Raw genomic sequence first — 23,007 nt, 5'->3', positions numbered from 1 at the left:
CGCCCCGGAGCGCCCGACGTCCCACGGAGGATTGCCGCCGGGGCGCCGCAGGGATTTCGGCCCGGATGCCCCCGGGCCGCACGGTTTCCCGCCTCGGCGGCCTCGCGCGGGCAGACCCGCCCGAGCTGCTCCGTACGTGTTCGCGGTGCTGCCGGCGGTTGGTAGATTGGCTGGTGAAGTAGCGCTCAGGTGCACACCGCACCAACCGGAAGGAACGTCGTGTCGCAGGCTTCCACACCCCAGGCAGGCGGCCCGCAGGCCGCAGCAGGACTCGCCGCCGTGCGGGCGGAGTACGAGGAGTTCCGGGCCCGCGGGCTCGCGCTTGATCTCACCCGGGGCAAGCCCTCGGCCGAGCAGCTCGATCTCTCGGACGAGCTGCTCACCGTCCTGCGCCCCGGCGACGTCCGCTCGGCGGACGGCACCGACTGCCGCAACTACGGCGGCCTGCAGGGCCTGCCCGAGCTGCGGGAGATCTTCGCCGGCCTGCTGCAGGTCCCCGCCGACCAGCTCCTCGCGGCCGGGAACGCCAGCCTCAACGTCATGTACGACGTGGTGGCGCACGCCATGCTCTCCGCGCTCCCGGGTGCGAAGCAGCGCTGGATCGACGAGGAGGAGATCCGCTTCCTCTGCCCGGTGCCCGGCTACGACCGCCACTTCTCGATCTGCGACCGGTTCGGGATCACCATGGTGCCGGTGCCGCTGACCGGCCAGGGCCCCGACATGGACGTGGTCGAGGAACTGGTCGCCGCCGACCCCCGGATCAAGGGCATGTGGTGCGTGCCCAAGTACAGCAACCCCACCGGCGAGACCTACAGCGACGAGACGGTGCGGCGCCTCGCCGCCATGCCGACCGCGGCGCCGGACTTCCGGCTGTTCTGGGACAACGCGTACGCCGTGCACCACCTCACCGAGGAGCGGGCCGAGCTCGCGCCGGTGCTGGCCGCCTGCGCCGAGGCCGGCCACGCCGACCGGGCGTTCGTGTTCGGCTCCACCTCGAAGATCACGCTGGCCGGCTCGGGCGTGGCCTTCATCGGCTCCTCGCCGGCGAACACCGCCTGGTACCTGAAGCTGACCGGCAACCAGACCATCGGCCCGGACAAGGTCAACCAGCTGCGGCACGCCCGCTTCTTCGGCGACGCCGACGGGGTGCTCGCCCACATGGAGCGGCACCGGGCGCTGCTGGAGCCGCGCTTCGCCGCCGTGTACGAGGTCCTGGAGCGTGAGCTCGGGCCGCTCGGCATCGCCGAGTGGACCAGGCCCGACGGCGGTTACTTCGTCAGCCTGGAGGTGCCGGACGGCTGCGCCGCCGAGGTGGTGCGGCTCGCCAAGGAGGCCGGCATCGCCCTGACGCCGGCCGGTGCGGCCTTCCCCGGTGGGCGGGACCCGCGCGACAGCCACATCCGGCTGGCGCCGTCGTACCCGTCGGTCGAGGAGATCCGGCTCGCCATGCAGGGCGTGGCCACCTGCGTGAAGCTGGTCGCCGCCGAGCGGGCCGCCGCCGCGTCGCAGTGACCGTCCGACGGCCGGGGCCCCGCCGACACGGCGGGGCCCCGGCCGTCGACTCCGCCCCGCCCGCACGGCAGGCGGCAGGATCGGCCTGCGTGAACCGCGTGAACCGCGTGACCTGCGTGAACCGCGTGAACCGCGTGAACCGCGTGACCTGCGTGAACCGCCGGCGGTGCCGCGCAGCCGTGGGCGTCGTCCGTTGCCGCCGGACAGGACGTTCCGGGCGTCCGCCCGCGTCGAGCGGCGCGGGGACCCGCCCCGCGGACCCCGGTCGAGGGCGCGGCTGCGGAGGCACGGCCACACGTTGAGGTACGGCCACACGCCACCGGTGTCGTTCGTCCCGGGCGATCGCGTGCGAACCCGCGTTCGTCAACCGCGACGGGACCGTGAAACCCTCCGCCGGACCCACCGGGGCACCCCGCGCAGGGCGACAGTCCGCCCGGGACCCCTCCGCCCGGCACCCCTCCGCCGCCGCGCAGCGCCGGGTTCCCCTGCCGGTCACGGCCCTGGCGGCGGTTTCCGGCCCTGGCGTTCCCAACCGGGAGAGCGGATCTCCAGACCGATGTCCGGGTTGCGCACCTCCGCCCCGCAGGTGCGGCAGGTCCAGGCCGCGTCCAGCGGATGGTCGGGGTGGTCCGGCCGGTCCGCCGGGTGGTGCCGCACTACCACCGGGGGCTCCGGGGACAACCAGCGGTCGCCCCAGGCGAGCAGCGCCTGGGTCAGCGGGGCGAGGTCGCGTCCGGCCTCGGTGAGGTGGTACTCGTAGCGCGGCGGACGCTCGCTGTAGGCGCGGCGCTCGACCACTCCCGCCTCCTCCAGCGGGCTGCTGGTCGTCGCCGGACGGCTGGCCGACCGGATCGGCCACCGAAGGGTGTTCCTCGCCGGGCTGGCCGTCTTCACCGTGGCCTCCGCGCTCTGTGCGCTGGCTCCCGCCGTCGGCTGGCTGGACGCCGCCCGGGTGGTCCAGGCGGCCGGTGCGGCGGCGCTGATGCCGACCTCGCTGGCGCTGCTGCTGGACGCGTCTCCACCGGCCGGGCGCCCCGGCGCCATCCGGGCCTGGGCTTCCATCGGCGGGATCGCCGCCGGGCTGGGACCGGTCCTCGGCGGACTGCTGGTCGAGGCCGACTGGCGCTGGGTGTTCATCGCCAACGTCCCGGTCGGCATCGCCGCCATCGTCGTGGGCGCACGCGTCCTGCCCGGGCTGCGCGGCCGGGAGGACGGGCCGCTGCCCGACCTGTTCGGCGCGGCGCTGCTCACCCTCGCCATCGCCGCCCTGGCCGTGCCCCTGGTCAAGGGAGACGCCTGGGGCTGGGGCTCGACCAGGGTGCTCGGCGGCCTGCTCGCCGCCCTCCTGCTGACCGGCTGGTTCCTGCGCCGCTCGGCGCGCCACCCGGCCCCTGTCGTCGAACTGCCGCTGCTGCGGGTGCCCAGCTTCGTCGCGGCCAACACCGCCGCACTGCTGTTCACCGTCGCCTTCGCCGGGATGCTGCTGACCTCGGCGCTCTGGTGCCAGCAGGTCTGGGAGTACTCGGCGCTGCGCACCGGGCTCGCCATCGCCCCGGGGCCGCTGCTGGTGCCGCCGGTCGCGCTGGGCAGCGCCGTGCCGGTGCGCAGGCTCGGCCCCGGACGGCTCGCCGCCCTCGGCGCCCTGCTGTTCGCCGGCGGCATCGGCTGGTGGGCCGCCGACATCGGGGTCCGCCCTGGCTACGCCACCGAACTGCTCCCCGGGCTGCTGCTCACCGGCCTGGGCGTGGGGCTGGTGCTGCCCACGCTGATCGGGGCCGCGGCGGCGGCGCTGCCGCCCGCGCGCTTCGCCACCGGATCCGCGGTCACCACGATGGCGCGGCAGATCGGAGCCGTGGTGGGCGTCGCTCTGACGGTCAGTCTGATCGGCACCCCGCACGGGCCCGAGGCCGCGCTGGAGGGCTTCCGGCGCGGCTGGACGGCGATGATCGTGGCGGTGCTGCTGGCCGGCGCGGCCGCCCTGGTGCTCGCCGCCGCCCAGCGCAGGGCGGCGGCGACACCGTAGCCTCGCTCCACCGGGGCCCGGGGTGCCCCGGGCCCGCGCACCGGCCTGTCGAAGGCCGCCGCCGGGGCGGCGGGGGGAGCCGCCATACCCCGGGCGCGGCCCGGCGGGAGCGGCCGGACCGGCTCCGCCCGGCCGCTCCGGGAATCCTTGCGGCGCGGGACGTCAGCGGTAGGCGGCGGACTGCACCCCGTACAGCTCGGCGTAGAGCCCGCCCCGGGCCGTCAACTCCTCGTGGCTGCCGACGTCCTGGATGCCGCCGTCGGCGACCACCACGATCAGGTCGGCCATCCGGGCGGTCGAGAAGCGGTGCGAGACCAGCACCGTGATCCCGCCGGACTCCCGGCCGACCCGGGCGGCGTTGCGCGCGTACTGCTCGAAGAGCCGGTACTCGGCCTCGGCGTCCAACGCGGCCGTCGGCTCGTCGAGGACGAGCAGCAGCGGGGCCTCGCGCATCATGGCCCGGCCGAGGGCCAGTTGCTGCCACTGGCCCCCCGACAGCTCCACCCCGCCGGCCCGGCTCCGGCCCAGCCGGGTGGACAGCCCCGCGGGAAGCCGACCGACGACGTCCGCCATCCTGGCCCGTTCGAGGGCCGCCAACACGGCGGCGTCCTCCGTGGCCCGGGGCAGATCGCCGACGCCGACCGTCTCGCGGGCGTCGAACTCGTAGCGGACGAAATCCTGGAAGCCCACGGTGATGCGCTCGCGCCACTGCTCCGGGGAGGTCCCGGCCAGATCCCGGCCGTCCGCCAGGATGGCGCCGGTGGTGGGTTCGTAGAGCCGGCACAGCAGCTTCACCAGGGTGGTCTTGCCGGCTCCGTTCTCGCCGACCACCGCGATCGTCCGTCCGGCGGGCAGCGTCAGGTTGACGCCGGACAGCACCGGGCGCTCCGCGCCGGGGTAGCACAACGAGACGTCCCGCAGCTCGATGCCACCGGTGAGGCGGGCCGGCGCGGGGCGGCCCGCCGGCGCGCCCGCCGCCGTGGCCCCGGCCCCGGCGCCCCCGGGGGCGGCCGCCGCCCGGACCTCGGCGAGCCGCTCCAGGGTCCGGCCGGAGCGCTGGAGCTGCTGGAAGAGCGAGACGGCCGCCCCCACCTGCTGGTTGACCTGGGCGGCCAGCACGATCGACAGCACCACGTCGCCGACGCTGCCGTGTCCGGCGATCACGGTACGGACCACCAGCAGCAGCCCGGCGGCGTACCCGCAGGCGAAGACGCTCTGGCCGGCGGTCTGCCAGAGCGCGGCGCGGCCGTGGGCGCGGGCCATCCGCCGGCCGGCCCGCTCCCAGGCGATCCGCCGGCGCTCGCGGATCTGCCCCGACAGGCGCAGGGTCCGCAGCTCCTTGGCGGTGGCGGCGCCGGTGGCCAACCGGACCATGTGCAGATTGGCGCGGGTGTCCGCCGCGTTGCGCTCACGGGCCGCGTCCAGGGTGGCGGCCACCCGCCGCGCCGCGTACAGCGAGGGCAGCGCGAGCACCGGCAGGACCAGCAGCCACGGGTTCACCGAGGCCAGCAGGACACCGGTGAGCACCATGGAGACCGCGAGGGAGGAGCCGGCCAGGACGGCCTGCAGCCCCTCGCCGATGCGCTGCGTCTCCTGGCGCAGCAGCGTCAGCGCGTCGGCGAACCGCGGGTTCTCGATCTGCTCCAACCCGGCTGTCCCGTGGGTCAGTTCGATCAGCCGCCGGTCCATGGTGAGGACGTTGAGCTCGGAGATCTCGAAGTAGGCGATGTGGGCGAAGTGGGCGAGGGTAAGCGCGCCCAGCGCCCAGAGCGCCACCACGGCGCCGTCCAGCGCCGCCGCGCCGGAGCGTCCGGCGACCGCGTCGTCGGTCAGCCGTCCGAGCCACAGCGCGGCCAGCGGCGCGGCCGCCGCGTTGGCGGCCATCAGGACCAGCGCGACCAGCAGCTTGCGCGCGTCCTGCCGCCAGGAGAGCCGGAGCAGGCCGGCGGTTGCGGAGAGCATCAGGACCTTCCGGTCGTCGGTGTCGCGTCCGTCGGCCGGTCGTCCGCGAAGCGGTCGGCCTGGAGCGCGAAGAGTTCGGCGTAGCGACCGCCGGCGGCGATCAGCTCGTGGTGGCTGCCGGACTCCAGCACCCGGCCCCGCTCCAGGACCACGATCCGGTCGGCGTGCCGGACGCTGGAGAAGCGGTGCGAGATGAGGACGGAGGTCCGGCCCCGGGTCAGCTCCCGGAAGCGGGCGAAGAAGGCCGCCTCGGCCCTGATGTCCAGCGCCGCCGTGGGCTCGTCCAGGACGAACACCGAGGCCTCCTGGCGCAGCGCCAGCAGGGCACGGGCGAGGGCGACCCGCTGCCACTGCCCGCCGGAGAGGTCGGTGCCGCCGGGATGGGCCCGGGAGAGCACGGTGTCCAGCCCGGCCGGCAGCCGGTCGAGCAGCGTCAGGATGCCGGCCTGCTCGGCGGCGGCCCGGATGGCCTCCCGGTCGTCCAGCGCCTCGACGGCCCCGAACCCGATGTTGTCCGCGGCGCTCACCTCGTAGCGGGTGAAGTCCTGGAAGATCACGGCCAGTCGGCGCCGCCAGTCGTCGAGGGCGAGGTCCGCGATGTCCGTGCCGTCCGCCACGACACTGCCGGCGCCGGGCCGGTGCAGCCGGGCCAGCAGTTTGACGATCGTGGTCTTGCCGGCGCCGTTCACGCCCACCAGGGCGGTGCACACCCCGGGTTCGAGGGTGAGATCGAGGCCGTCGAAGACCGGCTCGGCCGCCCCGGGGTAGCGGAAGACGACCTTGCGGAACTCGATCCTCGGGGCGGGGCCGGGCCCGGTCACGGCCGTCGCGGCGCCGGCCCCCGGTGTGTCCGCCGCCGCGACGGCCCGCTCGAAGCGGGCGATGGCGTCGGCGGCGGTCATCCCGTACTGGGTCTGGGTGTCCGCCTCGGGGTAGAAGTCGCCGAGCCTGACCAGTGCGAGCGCCGCCTGTGCGGTCAGTGCCAGGTCGGCGAGCGACACCTCCCGCCGGGCCGCGGCCGCGCCGAGCGCGGCCAGCGCCGCGCCCGCCGCGAGCAGGGCCACCGCGAGGTAGCCGAGATAGGGGCGCAGGTAGATCCGCCGGCGTTCCGCCCAGACCGGCGTCATCGCGGAGCGGTGCACCGACCGATGGCGCTCGGTCAGCCAGTCCCGCAGGCCGAACACCCGGATCTCCTTCGCGGCCGGCGCCCCGAGCGCCAGTTCGCGCAGGTACGCGGCCTCCCGGCGGATCGGCGTGACGGCCCGGATGACCCGGGCGTAGCGGCGCAGGCCGCCGCGCTGCCCGTAGCGGAACATCAACGCGACCGCCGCCAGGGCGAGCGCGGCCGGCCAGGCGAACAGCACGCCGACCACCACGCAGAACCCGGTGAGCTGGACGTAGCGGGCGATCAGCGCGATCAGCCCGGCGAAGGCGCTGCCGGGAGTGCGGAAGGCCGACTCCAGTTCGCGGGTGGCCTCCTCCAGCAGGTCGAGGACGCGCTGGTCCTCCAGCGGGGTGAGGTCCTCGCTGCCGAGCGAGGCGGCTACCAGCCGGTCGTGCATGGCGCCGTCCACGCGGTGCGCCAGCACCTCGCCGAGGGCGTTCTGCACCGGCTCCAGCACCTGTTGGAGCAGTAGGGCCACGGCCGCCGCGGCCAGGTCCAGCTGGAGCCGATGGCCGGACGGGGAACCGATCCCCTGGGCGACGGCCTCCGGTATCCGGCCGACCGCCGCGCTGATCGACACGGCGAACGCGACCGGCAGCAGGCCGCGCAGCACACTGACGGCGACCGCGGCCGCCGAGCCGGTCCGACCGGCGGTGGGGAGCAGGGTGGCGATCCGCCAGCGGGGCACGACGGCCTCCGCCAGGGCCGCCGCCGGCCGGCCCCGGGTCGCCCCCCGGAGCCGGCCGGCCCGATCCGTCATGTCCTCGGCGGGCGCGCCCGCCTGTGGCCGGTGCGTCATCGGCCGAACAGCTCGGAGCGCAGCTCTGCGCCGATTCCCAGCTCGGCGCAGCAGGCCGCCACCGACTCCAGGTAGCGGTCCCGGATCGCCGGCTCGGCGGCCAGCGCGCGCTCCTGCTCGGTGAGCCGGTCGGTGACGCGCTGCTGGAAGCGGTACCCCTGCTCGTTCCCGTGCAGGCCGGGCACCACGTAGGCCTCCGGCTCGACCGGGTAACGGACGAGCGCGTGCTCGGAGTTGAGGTCACCGGCGGCGCCCCACCCGGTGAGCAGGCCGGGGTGGTAGCGGTCGCCCACGCCGAGCCGCTCGAAGAGCCTGGCGACCGTCACCTCGGGCTGCTTGCTGGCCTCGTACGGGAAGTGCGTGACGGCCACCCCGGCGCTCGCGGCGAACCGGCGCATGGCCAGGTAGTTGGCGGTGGACAGGGCGAAGTTCTCCAGCACCCGGGCGCGGCCGATCCGGTCCTCCCACTTGGCCATCCAGGAGTCCAGGCTCGCCTCCGGCTCGCGGTCCAGGACCAGCAGCCGCAGCCGGTCGGCCGGCCAGCCCGCCTCGATCAGACATCGCACCGGGTTGAAGAGGCACTCGTAGGAGACGTACGGACCGGCCATCTCCTTGGCGAACAGCGCGCTCTCCCCCTCCGGCAGGTGCCAGGGCGAGCCGACGCCGTTGCTCAGCACGTGCCGCGCGACGGTCTTGACCGGCTGGTAGTACGCGGGGATGCCCGCGATGCCGAACAGGTTGGTGACGGCGGTGGAGCCCACCCGGCAGCGCCCCCAGCCGACGGTCAGCAGCGGGAAGTCGTCGGCGGGGCGGCCGGCGAACCCGATCCGCAGGGTGGCCACCACGGCGGCGTCGACGGTCCGGGCGGTGGTGCCCGCGAGCTGGTAGCGGCCGTCGGGGAACAGCTCGACGTCCGCCAACTCCGGTGCGCCCGAAGTGAGCAGGTCGGTGAGGGTGGTGTGGGCGGTGGTCATCCGGTGGTCCTTCGCTGGGGGAGTGGGTCGGTGGTCGGCTCGGGGAGCGACGGGTGGGGTCACGGTCGGGCGCCGGGGCCCGGCAGGCCGAGCGCCCGCGGCACCTCGTGCAGGCGTACGGTGCGTTCGGTCGCGGCGCACAGCACCTGCTCCAGCCCCGACAGGAGCGGTGCGATCCGCTCCTCGGGCAGCCAGGTGGTGTCGGCGAGCAGGGAGACCCGGCAGTCGGCGCCGTGCTGGGCGAGCGACAGGCAGAACGTCATGTCGTGCCGGTCGAAGCCCCGGACGAAGACCGGACCCGGCGTCGGTCCGGGGCCGGAGACGGGAGCGGCCGGCCGGCCGATCTCCCAGTCCCGGCCGAGCCGGGCGTCGTTGAAGTAGCCGGAGAGGTCGAGCGGGTGCTCCCGGGTGCGGGCCAGGTCGCTGCGCAGCGCCGCCAGGGAGTCCGGGTCGTACTGCGCGTGGAAGTACCCCTCGGTGGCCTGGCGGTAGACCGTCCGGACGGCCTCCTCCAGCGGGACGTCGGTGTGGCGGAACACGAGCAGCCCGTCCTGGGCGGCGGCGGCGACCAGGTGCTGCTGGCGGTCGGTGTAGCGGTTGGCGGCGATCAGCTGGAGCGCGACGGTCGTCCGGGCCCGGACGGCGCAGAGCGCGGTGGCGGCCAGCGTGAGCAGGACCGCCGAGCTGGAGGTCCTGGTCCGTTCGGCCAGCTCCATCGAGGCCGCCGCGAGCGCGGTCGAGCTCAGTGACCACTGCTGCACCCGAGGGGTCCCCGGCTCGCCCGCGGCCGGGGCCGGGGCGCTGTCGGGCAGCTCCGCGAGCCGGGCGCGCCAGTGCGCGACGGCTTTGGCGTCCTGGCGGCGCCCGCGCTCGGAGCGCTCGTGGGCGGCCTGGTCCAGGGGCCCCCAGTCGGCCCGGTGGGCGGCGTCGGCGCTCCCGTCGCCGCCGAGCAGCGCGGACAGCGCGGTGGTGAGCCGTTCGACGGCCCAGCCGTCGAGTGCCACGTGCGAGGAGACCACGGCGACCGCGTGGACCCGCTGCCCCCGGCAGACCAGGCTGAACCGGACGGGCCACTCGCGGTCGAGCCGGAACGGTATCGCGGCCAGCCGTTCCGCCCGGGCCTGGGCGCTCGCCGTGACCGGCTCGGCGCCCTCCTCGCCGTCCCCGCTCCCGCCGGCCTGGTGCACCTCGACCAGGTAGGCGCTGTCGCCGCAGACCGTCTGGCGCGGTCCGTCCGGGCCGTCGGTGAATCGGGTGCGCAGCGTCTGGTTGGCCTCGATCACCCGGCGCAGCACCGCGGTGCAGGCGGCCAGCGGTACGCCGGCCGGGGGCAGCGGGACCACCCGCTTGATGTTGAACGCCGCGGAGGCGTCGCCGAACCACTGCAGGGGGCGCCAGATGTGAAGCTGGCCCCAGGTCATCGGTCCGCTGCCGGGCTCGGCGGTGAACGGGACCGGAATCCAGCGCGTGTCGCCGACCTCGGGATCGCCGTCGCTGTCGGCGTCCGGGGGCTCGGGCAGCTCGGGCAGCTCGGGCAGAGTCGGCAGCTCCGGCAGTTCCGGCAGATTCGGCAGCGACGGCTGCTGCCGGGTGCGCGTGGCCGGTTCGCGGGCGGCCGGGGCCGGCGCGGTGAGCGGCTCGCGGACCGAGAGGCCCGCCTCGCCGGCCCGGGCGGCGATGGCGGCCGGTGTCCGGGCGTCGAAGAACTCGCCGACGCTCAGCTCCAGGCCCAGATCCTCCGTGGAGGTGACGACCTGGACGACGTTCAGCGAGTCCCCGCCGAGCTCGAAGAAGTCGTCGTCGGCCCCGACCCGCTCCAGTTGGAGCACCGTCGCGAAGACCTCGCACAGTGCCTTCTCGGCCGGTGTGCCCGGTTCGCGGTAGGGCCCGGCGCTCTCCGGACGCAGGACCGGAGTGCGCGCGAGGCGGGAGTGGTCCACCTTGCCGTTCGGCGTCTGGGGGAAGGTGGACACCAGCACGATCCGGGACGGCACCGCGGGCTCCGGCAGTTCCCGCAGCAGCCGTTCGCGCACCTCGCCGGCCTGCGGCCGGGCGCCGGGGGCGGGGCGAAGGTAGGCCGTCAGCCGCGGCACGCCCTGGGCGTCGGGGGTGGTGGTGGCGACGGCCTCCAGTACACCGGGGAAGCGCCGCAGGGCGTCCTCGACCGTGGTCAGCTCGATCCGATGGCCGCGGATCTTGACCTGCCGGTCGCCTCGGCCCAGGACCTCGACGGTGCCGTCGGCCGCCATCCGGGCCAGGTCCCCGGTGTGCAGCAGACGTCCGCCGGGCGGGCCCCAGGGGTTCGGCGTCCAGCGTTCGGCGGTCAGCGCCGGCTGCCCGTGGTAGCCCCGGGCGGTCACCCGGCCGGCCACGCACAGTTCGCCGACCTCGCCGTGGGGCAGCAGCTCCCCGTCGGGGCCGAGGACGTACACCTCGGCGTTGAGGATCGGCCGGCCGACCGGCAGCCGCTCGCCGGACGGTTCGTCGCCGCCCACCCAGTGCCAGGTGCAGCCGACGGTCTCGCTCATGCCGTAGTGGTTGGCGAAGCGGGCACCGGGGTCGGCGCCGATCCATCCGGCGAGGGCGGGGGTCAGGTGCAGCGGCTCGCTGCCGATCATGACCAGTCGGGCCAGGCCGTCCACGTCGCCCAGTCCGGTCAGGGCGCGGACGTGCGAGGGGGTCAGCTTGAGGAACCCGCAGGAGCCGGCGCGGGCCAGCGCGGCGAGCTCGTCGAAGCCGACCGGCTCCGGGGCGACGTCGAGCTCCCAGCCCGCGACGAGGGCGGTGAACAGGGTCATCACCGACCCGACGAAGTACAGCGGGGCGTGCAGCAGGGCTCGTTCGCCGGGTTGCAGGGCGAACTCCTCGGCGCACCATCGGACGTAGTTGACGAGCTGGCCGTGGGTGCCGAGAACCCCCTTGGGCTGCCCGGTGGTTCCGGAGGTGTAGACGATGTGGGCCAGGTTGCCGCCGGTGACCTTCGCCGACCCGGCCGGGCCGGCACCGCAGCCCGTCGCGCCGGACCCGGCGGGGGCACCGGGCCCGGGCTCGCCCGACGCGTCCAGCAGGAGGACCGGGCCGCCGTAGCCGTCGAGCAGGGCGTGACCGGCCGCGTCGGTGACCACCAGCGGGTCGCCCGCGTCGCCGAGCACGGCCAGCAGCCGGGCCCGGGGGTCGGCGACGGAGAGCGGCAGGTAGGCGGCGCCGGACCGGAGCACGCCGACGATGGCCAGCACGGCGTCGGCGGAGCGCGGCAGCAGGACGGCGACCGGGCGCTCGGGCCGGGCACCCAGCGCCACCAGTCGGTCGGCCAACACGGCCGTTCGGCTGCCCAGTTCGGCGCGCGTGATGGTCTGCTCGCGGTACCGGACGGCGATCTCGTGCGGGAAGGCCCGGGTGCGCTCGTCGATCAGCTGGTGGATGCCGACGTCCGGTACGGGCACCTCGGCGCCGGACGCGCCGGAGCGCTCGGGGTCCACCCCGGGCGATCGCACGGGTTCGGACCACCAGGTCGCGCCCGGGGCTGCGTCGGCGGCTGCGGGGGCGTCGGCGGCTTCGGGGACGGCTTCGGGGACGGCTTCGGGGACGGGGGAGGGGGGCGTCGCACGCAGGGACGCCGGGGTCTGATCCGTCCACACCTCGGCGACGTGGTCGAGGCAGGCCCGCCGCCCGCCGTGGAACCCGACCGGGATCCACCCCTCGGGGAGGGGCGCGTCCTGCGGCCAGATCGAGTACTGCGATTCGGCGTTCACCACCACCTGGTGGGTGGTGACGGCTTCGGCGAGGTCCTCCGGGGCGGCCGTCACCGGGTCACCATGTCCCGGTGGGACGCGGCGTCCGCCGGGGCGGCCTGCGGGGCGGTGCGCTGCCGGACGATGCCTCCGGTGGCGCCCTCACCGGTCGGGAGGAGGCCCGGCGACCCGAGTGCCTCGCGCCAGCGGTGCTCGCGGTACCAGTCGGCGTCGAAGGCGTTGACCTGGGGCCCGGTGAACCCGCCGTCGGTGCGGGCCCGGCGGGCCAGCTCCCGCCAGAACACGTCCACCAGGTCGGAGTAGCGGGAGGCCGCCCGCAGGTCCTCCAGGGTGAACGGCGGTCCCTCCATCCGCACCACGCGGATGTCGTAACAGCCACGGTACGGGTGCCCGTAGGGTGCGAACCCGGGCATCCACATCGCCGCTCCGGGCGCCCGCAGTGTGTACCGGACCTGCGAGGTGGTGTGTCCGCCGTGCCGCAGGTCGCCCCACTCCCCGATGTCCGGGACGTTCGGGGGGAAGAAGTAGTGGCGACGCAGGGGGATGTCGTCGCGGGCGTAGTTCCCGGGCACGAAGTGCCAGCGGTTGTACATCATCCGCTGGGCCACCTGCCACAGGATGTCCGAGATCCGCTCGGCCGGCAGCTCGGCCGCCATCGTGGGGCCGGCCAGGGCGCAGCAGAAGAAGTCGGGCTTCTTCAGCTCCAGGACGGGAGCCACGTCGCCGCCGGCCATCCGGGTCAGGTCCCGGATGCCGCTGGACATCGCGTAGTCGCCGCCGGTGGCGATGGTGGCCCCCAGCACGATGGCCTGGAGCACCTCCTCCAGCGGCGCGGTGTCGCCCTTCAGCGCGGCGATCTCGGCGGCCCGGGCGGTGAGTCGCCGCACCAGGGCGGGCGCGGTCTCCTCGGGGGCGGCGCCCGCCGCGGTGGGGGGTTCGGCGCCCAGGTGGCGGGCGGCCAGCGCCGCCAGGGTGGGGGGTACCAGGTCGACCTGCCGTCCGGCGGTGTCCCAGTCCATGACGAACTCGTCCTTGGCGTAGGACAGTCCGTTGATCCGGCGGTACCTCACGCCGGGGCCGGCGTCCACCACGGGCAGCAGCTCGCCGGCCGTGGCGGCCAGATCCTGCAGGCGCATGGTGCACAGTTCGGGCGGCGCAGCGGTGTCGGTGCTCTCGTAGTAGCTGCTACATCGGCGGAGCAGGGTGGTGCGCAGGGCGGTCGCGGTCAGCTGTCTGCCGTTGAACTCCTCGAACCTGACGGCGCGTCCGGTCCGGAAGAGGATCTGCATGGCCGCCACGAACAGCCGCTCCTCGGGGCTCCACGCGTCGAGCTCGCGCTCACGCAGGACGGGCAGCGCGTTGCCCCTGATCAGCGTCGAGGATCCGCTGTCGGAGCGGGAGAACACGCGTCGGCCGACGTGGACGAACACCGTCTCCACCCGCTCGACCCAGTCGATGACCTCCTCCAGCCGTGCGGCCAGGGTGCCGGCCGCGCGCCAGTGCGCCAGCATCGCGTCGAGCTCGGCCCGCTCCCGCTGTTCCAGCGACTCCTCCGCGCGGGTTTCCTCGTCCACCATCTCGCGGAGCCAGGCGGGGAGTCGCAGACCGGCGACCACGTCCTGGGGGTCCGCCGGATCCTGCGGGCCCCGGTCGTGCAGGGTGAGCTTGCCGAGCGACGAGTGGGCCACCAGCACGTCGCAGGTGTCGAAGTCCGGGCCCCCGGGCGCGTCCAGGGTGATCGCGGCGCGGCCCAGCAGATGTTGGACCAGCAGCTTCTCGCGGATCGTCAGGCCGGCGGCGGCCGACCGGTAGGGCAGCGCCCCACCGAGGGTCAGCAACCGCAGGATCCCCTGGTCGGCAGAGCCGGAGAAGAGGGCGGAGGGATCCCTGACATCCTGCAGGTGGTCTCTCCAGGCATCACGCTTCGTTGAACGATCCATCACTCAATCCGTAGAGTCGGGCACCGGCCTGACGATCCGGCACGTGCGGCCGGAACACGTCGGCGGGCAGCGTCAGCCGACTTCAGGGGTGCGAAGCGAGAGATCGCGCCGAGACCCTCGGCGCGCGGCGGCGGCGGCGAGGTGGTCGGGGCGCCTGCGGTGTGCGCTCCGAGGTGTGTGGGAGCGCTCCCAATGCGTGGTGATCCTGGCATGCAGGCAAGGGAGCGTCAAGGCATTCCGGTGGCCCGGAATTGCGCGGTGCCGTGGTCGGCCGAGCCGGGCCGCCGCTCGGCGCCGCCGGTCGACCGGCGAGCCGGGATCCCCGCGGATGAGCCGAGTTGAGGACAGGTCAGCTGATCGACTGGTATTCGACGAAGCCTTCGACGACCTGCCGCCGTGCGCTGCGGGAGTCGGCGGTCCGGCCGCCCGGCGGCGTCGTCCGGCAGCGCTCCGCGCGACGGGTGCGGTGCGGCCGCGGTGAGTGCGCGGTGCGTCCGGGGGCGAGGTCGCACCGGCGGGAAAATACGGTGCGCGGGACCCCGGTCGGGGGTCACACTGCGGCCATGGACGAAGACACCCCGCTCGGGTGGCCGGGGGCCGCCGGTGCGGTCGAGCGAACTCCTGGAGTCGTCCGGCGGGAGGGCGTCCAGGTGATCGACTACCGCCCTGTCCAGCGGGCCTGGGTGCGGCCCGGCTCGCCCGGTGAGCACCGTGACGAATGCTGGGCACTCGCCCCGGCCCCCACCCGGCGCTCACCCGGCGCTCGCGACGGCGGACGTCAGGGTGGTGTCAGATCCGATCCGATGATCCGGGCCGCTCGGCGCACCTGCCGGCGCAGGTCCGCCAGCGCGGCCCGGGTCTCCTCGGGGAAGGCGCGTGCGGCGGTGGCCGGCAGGCTGTCGGGGAGTTCCCGCAGGGCGGCCCGGAGCACCCCGGCCAGCCGTTCGAGATCACCGAGGGCCAGTCGGCTGTCCTCCTGGTCGACGGAGGGCTCCCCGCCGATCGGTGAGGGCTCCTCCTCGGACCACTGGGAGACGGCCGCCGGTGCGTAGCCGAGTGCGGCGCGGGCCGCGGTCAGCGCCTTGGCGGTCGGCCTCTCGCCGGCGGCGAGCGCCTTCTCGACCACCTCCCGCATCTGCTCGGGACCCCGCTCGCGCAGGACGGGCACCAGGACCCGGGCCTGCGACTCGCGGAGCACCAGGTTGCCAAAAACCGGATTTGGCAACAGGGCGGCCTGGACGGGGATCATCTCCAGCAGGCGGTGGGCGTAGGAGCGCGAGAGGCTCCACCGCTCAGCGAGGTACTCCTCCCAGGTGGCATGGCTCGCCCGGTAGAGCCTGCGGTCGTGGATCTCCCACAGGGCGGGCCCGGCGTCGGCCGCGAACCGCTGGTGCGCGCTGCGCTTGTCCGCCTCGAACTGCGCCTCGGCCTGCCGGATGGCCTCGGCACCCTGACTCTGCGCGGCGGCGACCCGGGCCTCCAGCTCGGCCAGCGTGCACTGCGTGAGGGCGGCGGGGGCGGCCGGGGCGCCGATGCCCGTACCGGCACGTCGGCTGCCCGGGCGGTTGCCGATCAGCAGGGTCTCGGGACCGGCCAGCTTGGCGGCGCTGTCGGGGCGCTGGAGCCGGGGGCGCTCGGTCGGGCGCTCGGTAAGCCGGTCGGCCGGCTGGTCGGTCAGTCGGGCGGTCGGACGCTCGGTCGGGTGCTCGGTCATGCGGCGGCCTCCTTGAGGTGGGTGACCTTCGCGGCCAGCTTGGCGAAGTCGTCGGCCACCTCGCGGGCGGGTGCGGTGCGCAGCGAGCGCAACGGCGCCACGGAGTCGGCGGCGGCCTTGACCACGGCGCGCTCGCGGATGTGCGGCGCCCACACCAGGCCGGGGAAGCAGTCGTCCAGGCCCGCGACCTGGAAGTCGTGCACGCCGAGACCGGCCCGCACCCGGGACGGGACGACGCCGGCCACCCGCAGGCGCGGGTTGTTGAGATCCTCGGCGTGGTCCCGGACGAAGTTCAGCACCCGGACGGCACCCTCGATGCCGTCGAACTCGGGCTCGGCCACGATCAGCACCACATCGGCCGCGACCAGGGCGAGCTGGGTGAGGTGGCCGAGCGAGGGCGGACAGTCGAGGAGGGTGGTCCGCCGGTCGTCGCACCCCGCGAGGGCCCGCTTGAGCCGCTTCACGGCCCCGACGGTGCCGGCCTCGGAGATCCGGTTCTCCAGCTCGAACCTGGCGGGCAGGACGCGGATGCGCGCACTGTAGAGCCCGCCCCAGCCGCACGGCACATAGGCGTCCCTGGCGGCGCCCAGGGCGTCGCACTTGATCGCCTCGCTGATGGTCATCTGGTCCGGTCCCGGCCTGGCGGCGAGCCGCCGGGAGGAGTTCCCCTGCGGGTCCACGTCCGCGACGTCGACCTCCTCGCCCGCCTCGGCCAGGGCGGCGGCGAGGTTGACCACCATGGCCGATTTCCCGGAGCCGCCCTTGTTCTGACATACCGCGATCCGCATTCGTGGCTCCTCTGAGACGCGCCGTCCCCTGTCGGACGTGCTCGCAGAGTAACTATCCGATCACCCTATGCCGTCGCGTGCTGCCGGTTCCGGCCGAGGTACACCCGGACGGACCCTTTCGCCCGGCCCCGCTCCCGGGCGCACTCCCGGCCCCGCGCCGCCGCCGCGGGCACCGGGACGCGGCCGGGCCCGCGCCCCGGACGGGTACGCGGGCCCGGCCGGGCCTGGCCGGGCCGGGCGGGGCGGTCAGCCGGTGACGGGCCGCCCGTCCAGACGGATGTGGTCCACCGCCCAGAACCAGTTGTTCCCGGCGTCGTACATCCGGAAGTTCAGCGTCACCGACCTCGCGCCCGCCGGGACGGCCAGCGGGCGGGTGACGAAGCTGTTCTGGACGTCCTTGCCGGCGTTGTCGTTGCCCGTGGCGTCGGAGCTGTAGTACACCAGGCGGGTCTGCGTCCCGTCGTCGAACACCGCGGTGACGGCGGCCTTCTGCGGGGCCTCCTGCCGGTAGTGCGAGTCGAACGCCAGGTACAGGGTGGTGGTGCCGGCCGGGATCGCCACGGCGGGCGAGACCAGGGTGGAGTCGAACTTCCCCTTCGCGGAGGGCGAGCCGGTGTCGTCCCAGTCGTCCGGGTCGGCGACGGCGAGGACGCCGAGGCCCCGGGTGAAGTTCCCGCGGTCCTGCCCGGCCGGGGTGGACCACGCCCGCTTGGTGTGGAAGGTCCAGCCCTGGAGGCGGGCGGTGCCCTGCGGCATGCCCGGCGCGTTGACGACCGACCAGCCCCGGGGGGCCTGCGCGGTCCAGCCCGACACCGAGCCGACCGGCTGCAGGGCGCCCGCGAGCGACTCGAAGTCCTCGTCGAGCAGGTGGCCGGTCATCACCGGGGCGGTCCGCGCGTTCAGCTCGCCGTCGGCCAGGGCGAACCGGTCGCCGGCCAGGCCGCGGGCGGTCACCAGGATCCGGTGGGTGGCGCCGTCGGGCAGCGTGGCCGGCGGTGTCACCTCCCACTCGGCGGTCGCGCTCGCGCCGGCCGCGAGGGCGGCGGGTGGAGCGGTGACGACCCGGGCCGTCCAGCCGGCCGGGACCACCGGCCGGGCCTCGATCGCAGCGACGGCGGCGGTGGCGCCGAACCGGGCGCTGACCCTGGCCGCGCGGCCCGGCAGCAGGACCGCCTCGTCGATGGTGCTGGAGGCCGCCTGCAGCGAGACGTCCACGGTCAGCGGATCCGCCAGGCCCATCGCCGGGTCGGTGACCCCCTGCTCGTCGCCGGGGAACCGTCCGGCCAGCCGTCGCCGGAAGAGGAGGTCCCCGCGGAGCGCCACCGTGACGTCGTACCAGCCCTCACGGCCGACCTTGACGTTGACCGTCCGGTCGTCGCCGGCGCCCACCCGGATCTCGCGCAGTCCGTCGCCGTAGGCGAGGTCGCCGACCAGGAAGGTCTGCGCGGTGCGGGTCCGGTTGATCACGTCGACCTCCAGCACCCGCCCGTTCTGCTCCTCGGAGATCGATGCCTCGTACTGCCCGGCGGAGTCGCCGCGCAGGTGCCAGAGCGCGCCGTTGGGGCCGTGCACCCGCAGGTCGTAGCCCTCGGCGCCGACGGTCCAGGTGTCGGAGAGGCGGTCCTTGGCGCCCACGGTGTAGTGCCGGGGGGCGATGCCCGGCGCGGGGTAGACGGCGAAGACGGCCCCCTGGCGGCCCCGGTTGACGAAGTCGATCGTCAGCAGGCCGTCCTTCAGCCGCGGCCTGACGCTGAGGTCGTACGGAGTGGGCCGGGCGATGCGGGTGCCGCGCTGCTGCTGCGGGAGGACCTGCGGGCTGGGCACGGTGGGGGCGGGCAGCTTGCCGGTGTCGGTCACCTTCTGGCGGTTGCCGCTGGTGTCCGGCAGCCGGGGCCACTGCGGGTCCTGGCCGGAGAAGTCGAACACGGCCGTGAGATCGCCGGTGACCGCGCGCCGCCAGGGGCTGATGTTGGGCTCCTCGACGCCGAAGCGCTTCTCCAGGAAGCGGATCACCGAGGTGTGGTCGTAGACGGTGGAGTCCACCACGCCGCCGCGGGTCCACGGCGAGACGACCACCATCGGGACGCGCACCCCCAGGCCCATCGGGTAGGGGCCGGAGACCAGCGTCTCGCCGGTCGGCAGGGTGTCCGACCAGGACAGCGAACCGTCGGCCGCCGTCACCCGGTACCGGCCGTCCTGGCCGACCACCCGGTGGTAGGTGCTGCCCGCCCTGCTCACCCGGACGACGACCTCGCCGTCCACCGGTACGGTCGAGCCGCCGCGCCCGGCGGCGAGCGGCGGCACCGGCGGCAGCAGGTGGTCCGTGAACCCGCCGTGCTCGTCGTAGTTGAGGATGAAGACGGTCTTCGCCCACACCTCGGGCCTGGCGGCGAGCGCGGAGAGCAGCCGGGCCGTCAGGTGCTCGCCGTTCGGCGGCGCGTAGTCGGCGTGCTCGGAGAGTGCGGCGGGGGCGACCAGGAAGGAGACCTGCGGCAGGGTGTCGGCCTGGACGTCGGCGGTGAACGCCTCGACCAGCGCGTCGCCCATCGCGAACGGGTCGCCCTTCCTCGCCGGGTCGCCGACCGCGCTCATGCCGCGCTCGTACAGCGCCTCACCCGGCCGGGCCTGCTGGAAGGCGGCGAACCAGGCCAGTGCGTTGTCGTCGAAGTTGTCCAGGGCCTGGTAGGTCCGCCAGCTGACCCCGGCCTTCTCCAGCCGCTCGGCGTAGGTGGTCCACTCGTAGCCGCCGGGGATCTCGGTGTTGTCGGTGACCGGCCGGTCGCGGACGGTTCCCCCGCTGGTGCCCGTCATCAGGTGCTCGCGGTTGGTGTTGGTGTTGCACTGCACCGAGGCGTGGTAGGCGTCACAGGTGGTGAACACCGAGGCCAGCGCGTTGTAGAAGGGCATGTCGGCCGGCTCGTAGTAGCCCTGGCCGAGCCAGCCGGAGGAGCGGCGGGTCACCGAGCCGTCGGCGAGGCCGTCGTTCCAGGCGTTCATCGAGTCGACGAAGCCGAAGGCGGGCGCGCCCTGCTGGTACGCGTTGGTGTGCGCCGCGTTCATCGCGAACGGCAGCAGGTGGCCCTCCGGGCGGGAGGGATCGGGCTGGTGGAACAGCGAGCGCCCGTTGACGCCTCGTACGGCGGCCCGGTCGCCGAACCCGCGCACCCCGGGGAGGGTGCCGAAGTAGTGGTCGAACGCGCGGTTCTCCTGCATGAACACCACGACGTGCTCGATGTCCGCGAGCTTTCCGGGCTTCGCGGGGGCCGCGAGTGCCTCGCGAACGCTGAACGGCAGAGCGGACAGCACGGCTGCGGCGGCCACGCCGCCGAGCAGGGTGCGGCGCGAGACTTCGGGGATCGGACTCATGGGGGAGGCTCCTCGATCACGGTGCAGACCCTCTTCCGGGTCCAGACCCGTTATGTCTAAGGGGCCGAGATGGCCGGACGCGGGGCGTTGGATGACCGGGCGATGACGGGCGTCGGTCGTCAACCTGTCTGTACATCTCGGGGAGCCTTCGGCGGCCGCGGGGCACGGCCGCAGCGACCGGCAGGGCGCTGACCGGCGGCTGGAGGTACGAGCGGCGACCTCGACGGCCGGACCTACGGGCGGGCCAACGGGCGGGCCAACGGGCGGCGTCCCCGCCGCCACCGGCTCCCGGGGCCGCCGGACCGGACGGACGGTTCGGGCGGGGCGCCGGTCCGGACACGGTCCGGTCCGGCGCCCCCGCGCGTCAGGCGTTCGCGCCGGGCCGGGCGCGCCCGGTGAGTTTGCCCGCCCGGGCCGCCGTCCACTGCATCAGCACGATCGCCACCACCACGGCCATCGCGGCCGCCTTGGCGGTGGCCGTCGCGTCGTCGGCGCGCAGCGCCGAGGAGAACATCGGGGTCAGGACCACCACGGCCACGGCCGGGCCGGCCGCGTACCAGGCGGCGAACAGCAGCGGCCCGGCCCCGCCCCCGGTGCCCTGCGACGGGGAGATCATCAGATCCTGGCGGATCACCCCCCGGCAGGCGTTCACCAGCCCGGCGCCGACCAGCGCCGGCACCGTGGCGGGTGCGAGCCAGATCGCCGCGCCGCCACCGGCCGCCGCCACCGCCGCCGCTCCGGCCAGCGCCAGCAGGACGCCGGCCAGGGCCGGCACGATCGCGTGGCGCAGCATCAGAGCGGCGAACGGGTAGGGCGACCAGGAGGCCCGGCGGACGTCGTCGGTCTCGATCCGGGCGGGCTCCAGCAGTTGGGCGACGGCGAGATAGCCGAAGACCAGGGCCACGGCCGTGGCCAGCCAGGACGGTCCGCCCCGGGCCCCGTGCGCCAGCGCGGCGCAGAGCAGCGCCGGCACCATGAGGACCACCGCGCGGCCCAGCCGGGCGGGGGAGCGGAGCAGCGACAGCGTGTCCCGCCAGGGCACGACCAGCCAGGACCGGCGGGGCGCCGGGAGCCGCAGCCGACGCTGCCGGGTGCTGCCCGAGGCGTTGTTCACCGCGAGGCGCGCGCTGCGTAGTTCGACCGTCTTCAGCGCGGCCATCACGCCGGCCGCGGTCCGGGCCCGCTCCCGCAGCCGGGCCAGCGGCACGGTGGCGGAGGCCCGGTCGGCGAGCACCAGGGCGGCGGCGGTCGGCAGGATCAACAGGGCGGCCGCCACCCAGCCGCCGGGTACGGCCGCCCGGGTCGGAGACAGCGCGGCGATGCCGGCCCAGCCCCACGGGCCCGACCACAGTTCGACCCGCTCCAGCAACCCCACCCGGTGGCCGGCCACGGCCAGCGCGCTCTGCGCCGCGAGCAGCAGGATCAGCACCGTGGTGTACGGGGTGAAACGCCGCACCCACCGGGCGGCACGGTCGCTGCGCTCCACCACCAGTGCGGCGCAGGTGGCCAGCAGCGGCAGGCAGACACCGCCGGCCAGGCACCAGCCGAGCGCGGCCGGGAGGCCGACCCGCAGGGTCAGCCCCATCGCGACCATGGCGCCGACGGCCGTCACCACGCCGGGGAAGACGCCCAGCGCGCAGGACAGCCAGAACCAGGGCCGGAGCACCGGCCGGGCCCGGACCGGGTGGGCGAGCAGCCAGTCGGTCGCGGCGCGCGGCGGGACCACCGGTCCGCGCCAGAGGCCGTCGCGGACCACGAGCAGCGTGGTGGCGAGACCGAGGGCGGCGATCCCGCTGGGCATCGCGGCGAGCAGATCGCCGCCGTGGCCCGTGTAGTCGGCGCCCATCGAGGCCTGCAGGAAGAGCCCGAGGCTCGGTACGCCGCCCCAGATGACCAGGATCAGCAGGGTGCAGTAGACCGCGAAGCCGACCTGCTTGGCCCGGTTGCGCCGGTGCGGGGCGCGCATGGTGCGCAGCAGGGCCAGCGTCTCGTCGGTCCAGTCGTCGTCCGCGCTCCAGTCGTCCGCGCTCCGACCGTCGTCGCTCAGGTCGTCGTCCGCGCTCCGGTCGTCGTCGGTCCGGTCGTCCGACGCGTGTCCGTCCGTGTCGTCCGTCGCGTCCTCGGCCCCCGTCGCGTCCGCCGCCCGCCGAGCGGTGGTCGCCTCCTCCTCCGAGCCGGGGCCGGTCCGCAGCTCCGCGGCGGTCATCGGTTGCCCGCCACGCCCGCGGAGGCGGCAGCCAGCACCTTCCGGGTGGCGCCCTGGCGCAGGATCGCGCCGTCCTCCAGCACCACCACCCGGTCGGCCACCTCCAGCGCCAGGTCGGTGTGGTGGGTGACGAGCAGGACCGCCACGCCGTCGGCGAGCTCGGCCCGCAGCAGATCGGCGAGGTGGCGGCGGGCGTCCGGGTCGAGCCGCTGCTCGGGTTCGTCCAGCAGCAGGAGGTCACGCGGCCGGACCAGCGCGCAGGCCAGCAGCAGGGCCTGCAACTGGCCGGAGGAGAGAGCCGACGGCAGCGCGTCGGCCCGCTCGGCGAGCAGCCGGTCGGTCAGCACCTGCTCGACCCACTCCCTGGCGTCCGCGACGCCGTGGGCGACGGCGACCAGCAGCAGGTGCTCGCGCACCGTGAGGTCGGGGTAGCAGGCGACGGTGTCACCGACCACCGCCACCCGGGCGCGGATCCGGGGATCGTTCTCGTCCATCGGGATCCCGTCGAAGCGGACCGTGCCCTTGGTCGGCAGATCACGCCCGGCGGCGACCCTGAGCAGGGTCGACTTCCCGGAGCCGTTGTGGCCGAGCAGCGCGACGCACTCGCCCGGCGCCAGGTTCAGGTTCACGGGGTGCAGCACCTCCCGCTCGCCGTAGGAGCGGCTCACCCCGGTCAACTGCAACAGGGCCTTTCGCGTGCCGGCGCGCGGTTCGGCGGAGATCTTGGCCATCTGGACGGTGCCTCTCGATGTGTCGTCCGTTCACAGTAGCGACCCGCCGCGCTCCACCGGGACGGGGCCGCTCCC

13 protein-coding genes are annotated in these 23,007 nt (G+C 75.0%); 2 read left to right on the top strand and 11 right to left on the bottom strand.

The genetic code is table 11. The features are described 5' to 3' along the window. Window positions 1-219: 219 nt before the first annotated feature. The gene (locus OG823_RS08185) at window positions 220-1,512 is read left to right on the top strand and encodes an aminotransferase class I/II-fold pyridoxal phosphate-dependent enzyme (protein WP_371478754.1); all 1,293 of its coding nucleotides are present in this window, start codon (window positions 220-222) and stop codon (window positions 1,510-1,512) included. A gap of 492 nt (window positions 1,513-2,004) precedes the next feature. Here the strand turns inward: OG823_RS08185 and OG823_RS08180 are convergent, their stop codons facing one another. Continuing rightward, window positions 2,005-2,406, bottom strand: coding sequence for a winged helix-turn-helix transcriptional regulator (locus OG823_RS08180; RefSeq protein WP_371478752.1), 402 nt, complete (start codon window positions 2,404-2,406; stop codon window positions 2,005-2,007). On the opposite strand from OG823_RS08180, the gene OG823_RS08175 reads away from it, so the two are divergent. Then, complete coding sequence (locus tag OG823_RS08175; RefSeq protein ID WP_371478751.1) at window positions 2,378-3,535, top strand: MFS transporter; 1,158 nt, start codon at window positions 2,378-2,380, stop codon at window positions 3,533-3,535. The two genes, OG823_RS08180 and OG823_RS08175, sit on opposite strands and share 29 nt — an antisense overlap. Before the next feature lie 162 nt (window positions 3,536-3,697). On the opposite strand, the gene OG823_RS08170 is transcribed toward OG823_RS08175, so the two are convergent. The 10 genes from OG823_RS08170 to OG823_RS08125 all read right to left on the bottom strand — a co-directional run bounded on the left by OG823_RS08170 (window position 3,698) and on the right by OG823_RS08125 (window position 22,932). Then, complete coding sequence (locus OG823_RS08170; RefSeq protein ID WP_371478750.1) at window positions 3,698-5,497, bottom strand: ABC transporter ATP-binding protein; 1,800 nt, start codon at window positions 5,495-5,497, stop codon at window positions 3,698-3,700. Further along, window positions 5,497-7,461 carry an ATP-binding cassette domain-containing protein gene (locus OG823_RS08165; protein ID WP_371478749.1) on the bottom strand — a complete coding sequence of 655 codons (1,965 nt, stop codon included), beginning with the start codon at window positions 7,459-7,461 and terminating at the stop codon, window positions 5,497-5,499. Before OG823_RS08165 ends, OG823_RS08170 begins: the two co-directional genes overlap by 1 nt. Further along, window positions 7,458-8,435, bottom strand: coding sequence for a hypothetical protein (locus tag OG823_RS08160; RefSeq protein ID WP_371478747.1), 978 nt, complete (start codon window positions 8,433-8,435; stop codon window positions 7,458-7,460). The genes OG823_RS08165 and OG823_RS08160 overlap by 4 nt, the downstream gene beginning before the upstream one ends. Before the next feature lie 59 nt (window positions 8,436-8,494). Beyond that, the gene (locus OG823_RS08155; protein ID WP_371478745.1) at window positions 8,495-12,241 is read right to left on the bottom strand and encodes an amino acid adenylation domain-containing protein; all 3,747 of its coding nucleotides are present in this window, start codon (window positions 12,239-12,241) and stop codon (window positions 8,495-8,497) included. Continuing rightward, a complete protein-coding gene (locus tag OG823_RS08150) occupies window positions 12,238-14,127 on the bottom strand; it encodes a hypothetical protein (protein ID WP_371478744.1) in 1,890 nt (629 codons plus the stop codon). The genes OG823_RS08155 and OG823_RS08150 overlap by 4 nt, the downstream gene beginning before the upstream one ends. 778 nt (window positions 14,128-14,905) lie before the next feature. After that, a complete protein-coding gene (locus tag OG823_RS08145) occupies window positions 14,906-15,841 on the bottom strand; it encodes a hypothetical protein (protein WP_371478742.1) in 936 nt (311 codons plus the stop codon). Next, a complete protein-coding gene (locus OG823_RS08140; RefSeq protein ID WP_371478741.1) occupies window positions 15,838-16,629 on the bottom strand; it encodes a ParA family protein in 792 nt (263 codons plus the stop codon). The genes OG823_RS08145 and OG823_RS08140 overlap by 4 nt, the downstream gene beginning before the upstream one ends. A gap of 246 nt (window positions 16,630-16,875) precedes the next feature. Further along, complete coding sequence (locus OG823_RS08135) at window positions 16,876-19,995, bottom strand: phosphocholine-specific phospholipase C (RefSeq protein ID WP_371478739.1); 3,120 nt, start codon at window positions 19,993-19,995, stop codon at window positions 16,876-16,878. 364 nt (window positions 19,996-20,359) lie between these two features. Continuing rightward, entirely contained in the window at window positions 20,360-22,201 is a 1,842-nt protein-coding gene (locus OG823_RS08130) for a hypothetical protein (RefSeq protein WP_371478737.1), read from the bottom strand. Beyond that, window positions 22,198-22,932, bottom strand: a complete 735-nt coding sequence (locus OG823_RS08125) for an ABC transporter ATP-binding protein (protein WP_371478736.1) — start codon at window positions 22,930-22,932, stop codon at window positions 22,198-22,200. The genes OG823_RS08130 and OG823_RS08125 overlap by 4 nt, the downstream gene beginning before the upstream one ends. Window positions 22,933-23,007: the final 75 nt, after the last annotated feature.

The organism is Kitasatospora sp. NBC_00315, from assembly GCF_041435095.1.
Lineage (GTDB): Bacteria > Actinomycetota > Actinomycetes > Streptomycetales > Streptomycetaceae > Kitasatospora.
Note: the sequence above shows the minus strand (reverse complement) of the source record. Positions and strands in the feature narration are given on the sequence as shown.

Excerpts from the sequence above, each read along its gene's own strand:
- OG823_RS08170 (WP_371478750.1), bottom strand. The coding sequence starts at position 5,497 with ATGCTCTCCGCAACCGCCGGCCTGCTCCGGCTCTCCTGGCGGCAGGAC.
- OG823_RS08165 (WP_371478749.1), bottom strand. The coding sequence starts at position 7,461 with ATGACGCACCGGCCACAGGCGGGCGCGCCCGCCGAGGACATGACGGAT.
- OG823_RS08160 (WP_371478747.1), bottom strand. The coding sequence starts at position 8,435 with ATGACCACCGCCCACACCACCCTCACCGACCTGCTCACTTCGGGCGCA.
- OG823_RS08150 (WP_371478744.1), bottom strand. The coding sequence starts at position 14,127 with ATGGATCGTTCAACGAAGCGTGATGCCTGGAGAGACCACCTGCAGGAT.
- OG823_RS08145 (WP_371478742.1), bottom strand. The coding sequence starts at position 15,841 with ATGACCGAGCACCCGACCGAGCGTCCGACCGCCCGACTGACCGACCAG.
- OG823_RS08140 (WP_371478741.1), bottom strand. The coding sequence starts at position 16,629 with ATGCGGATCGCGGTATGTCAGAACAAGGGCGGCTCCGGGAAATCGGCC.
- OG823_RS08135 (WP_371478739.1), bottom strand. The coding sequence starts at position 19,995 with ATGAGTCCGATCCCCGAAGTCTCGCGCCGCACCCTGCTCGGCGGCGTG.
- OG823_RS08130 (WP_371478737.1), bottom strand. The coding sequence starts at position 22,201 with ATGACCGCCGCGGAGCTGCGGACCGGCCCCGGCTCGGAGGAGGAGGCG.
- OG823_RS08125 (WP_371478736.1), bottom strand. The coding sequence starts at position 22,932 with ATGGCCAAGATCTCCGCCGAACCGCGCGCCGGCACGCGAAAGGCCCTG.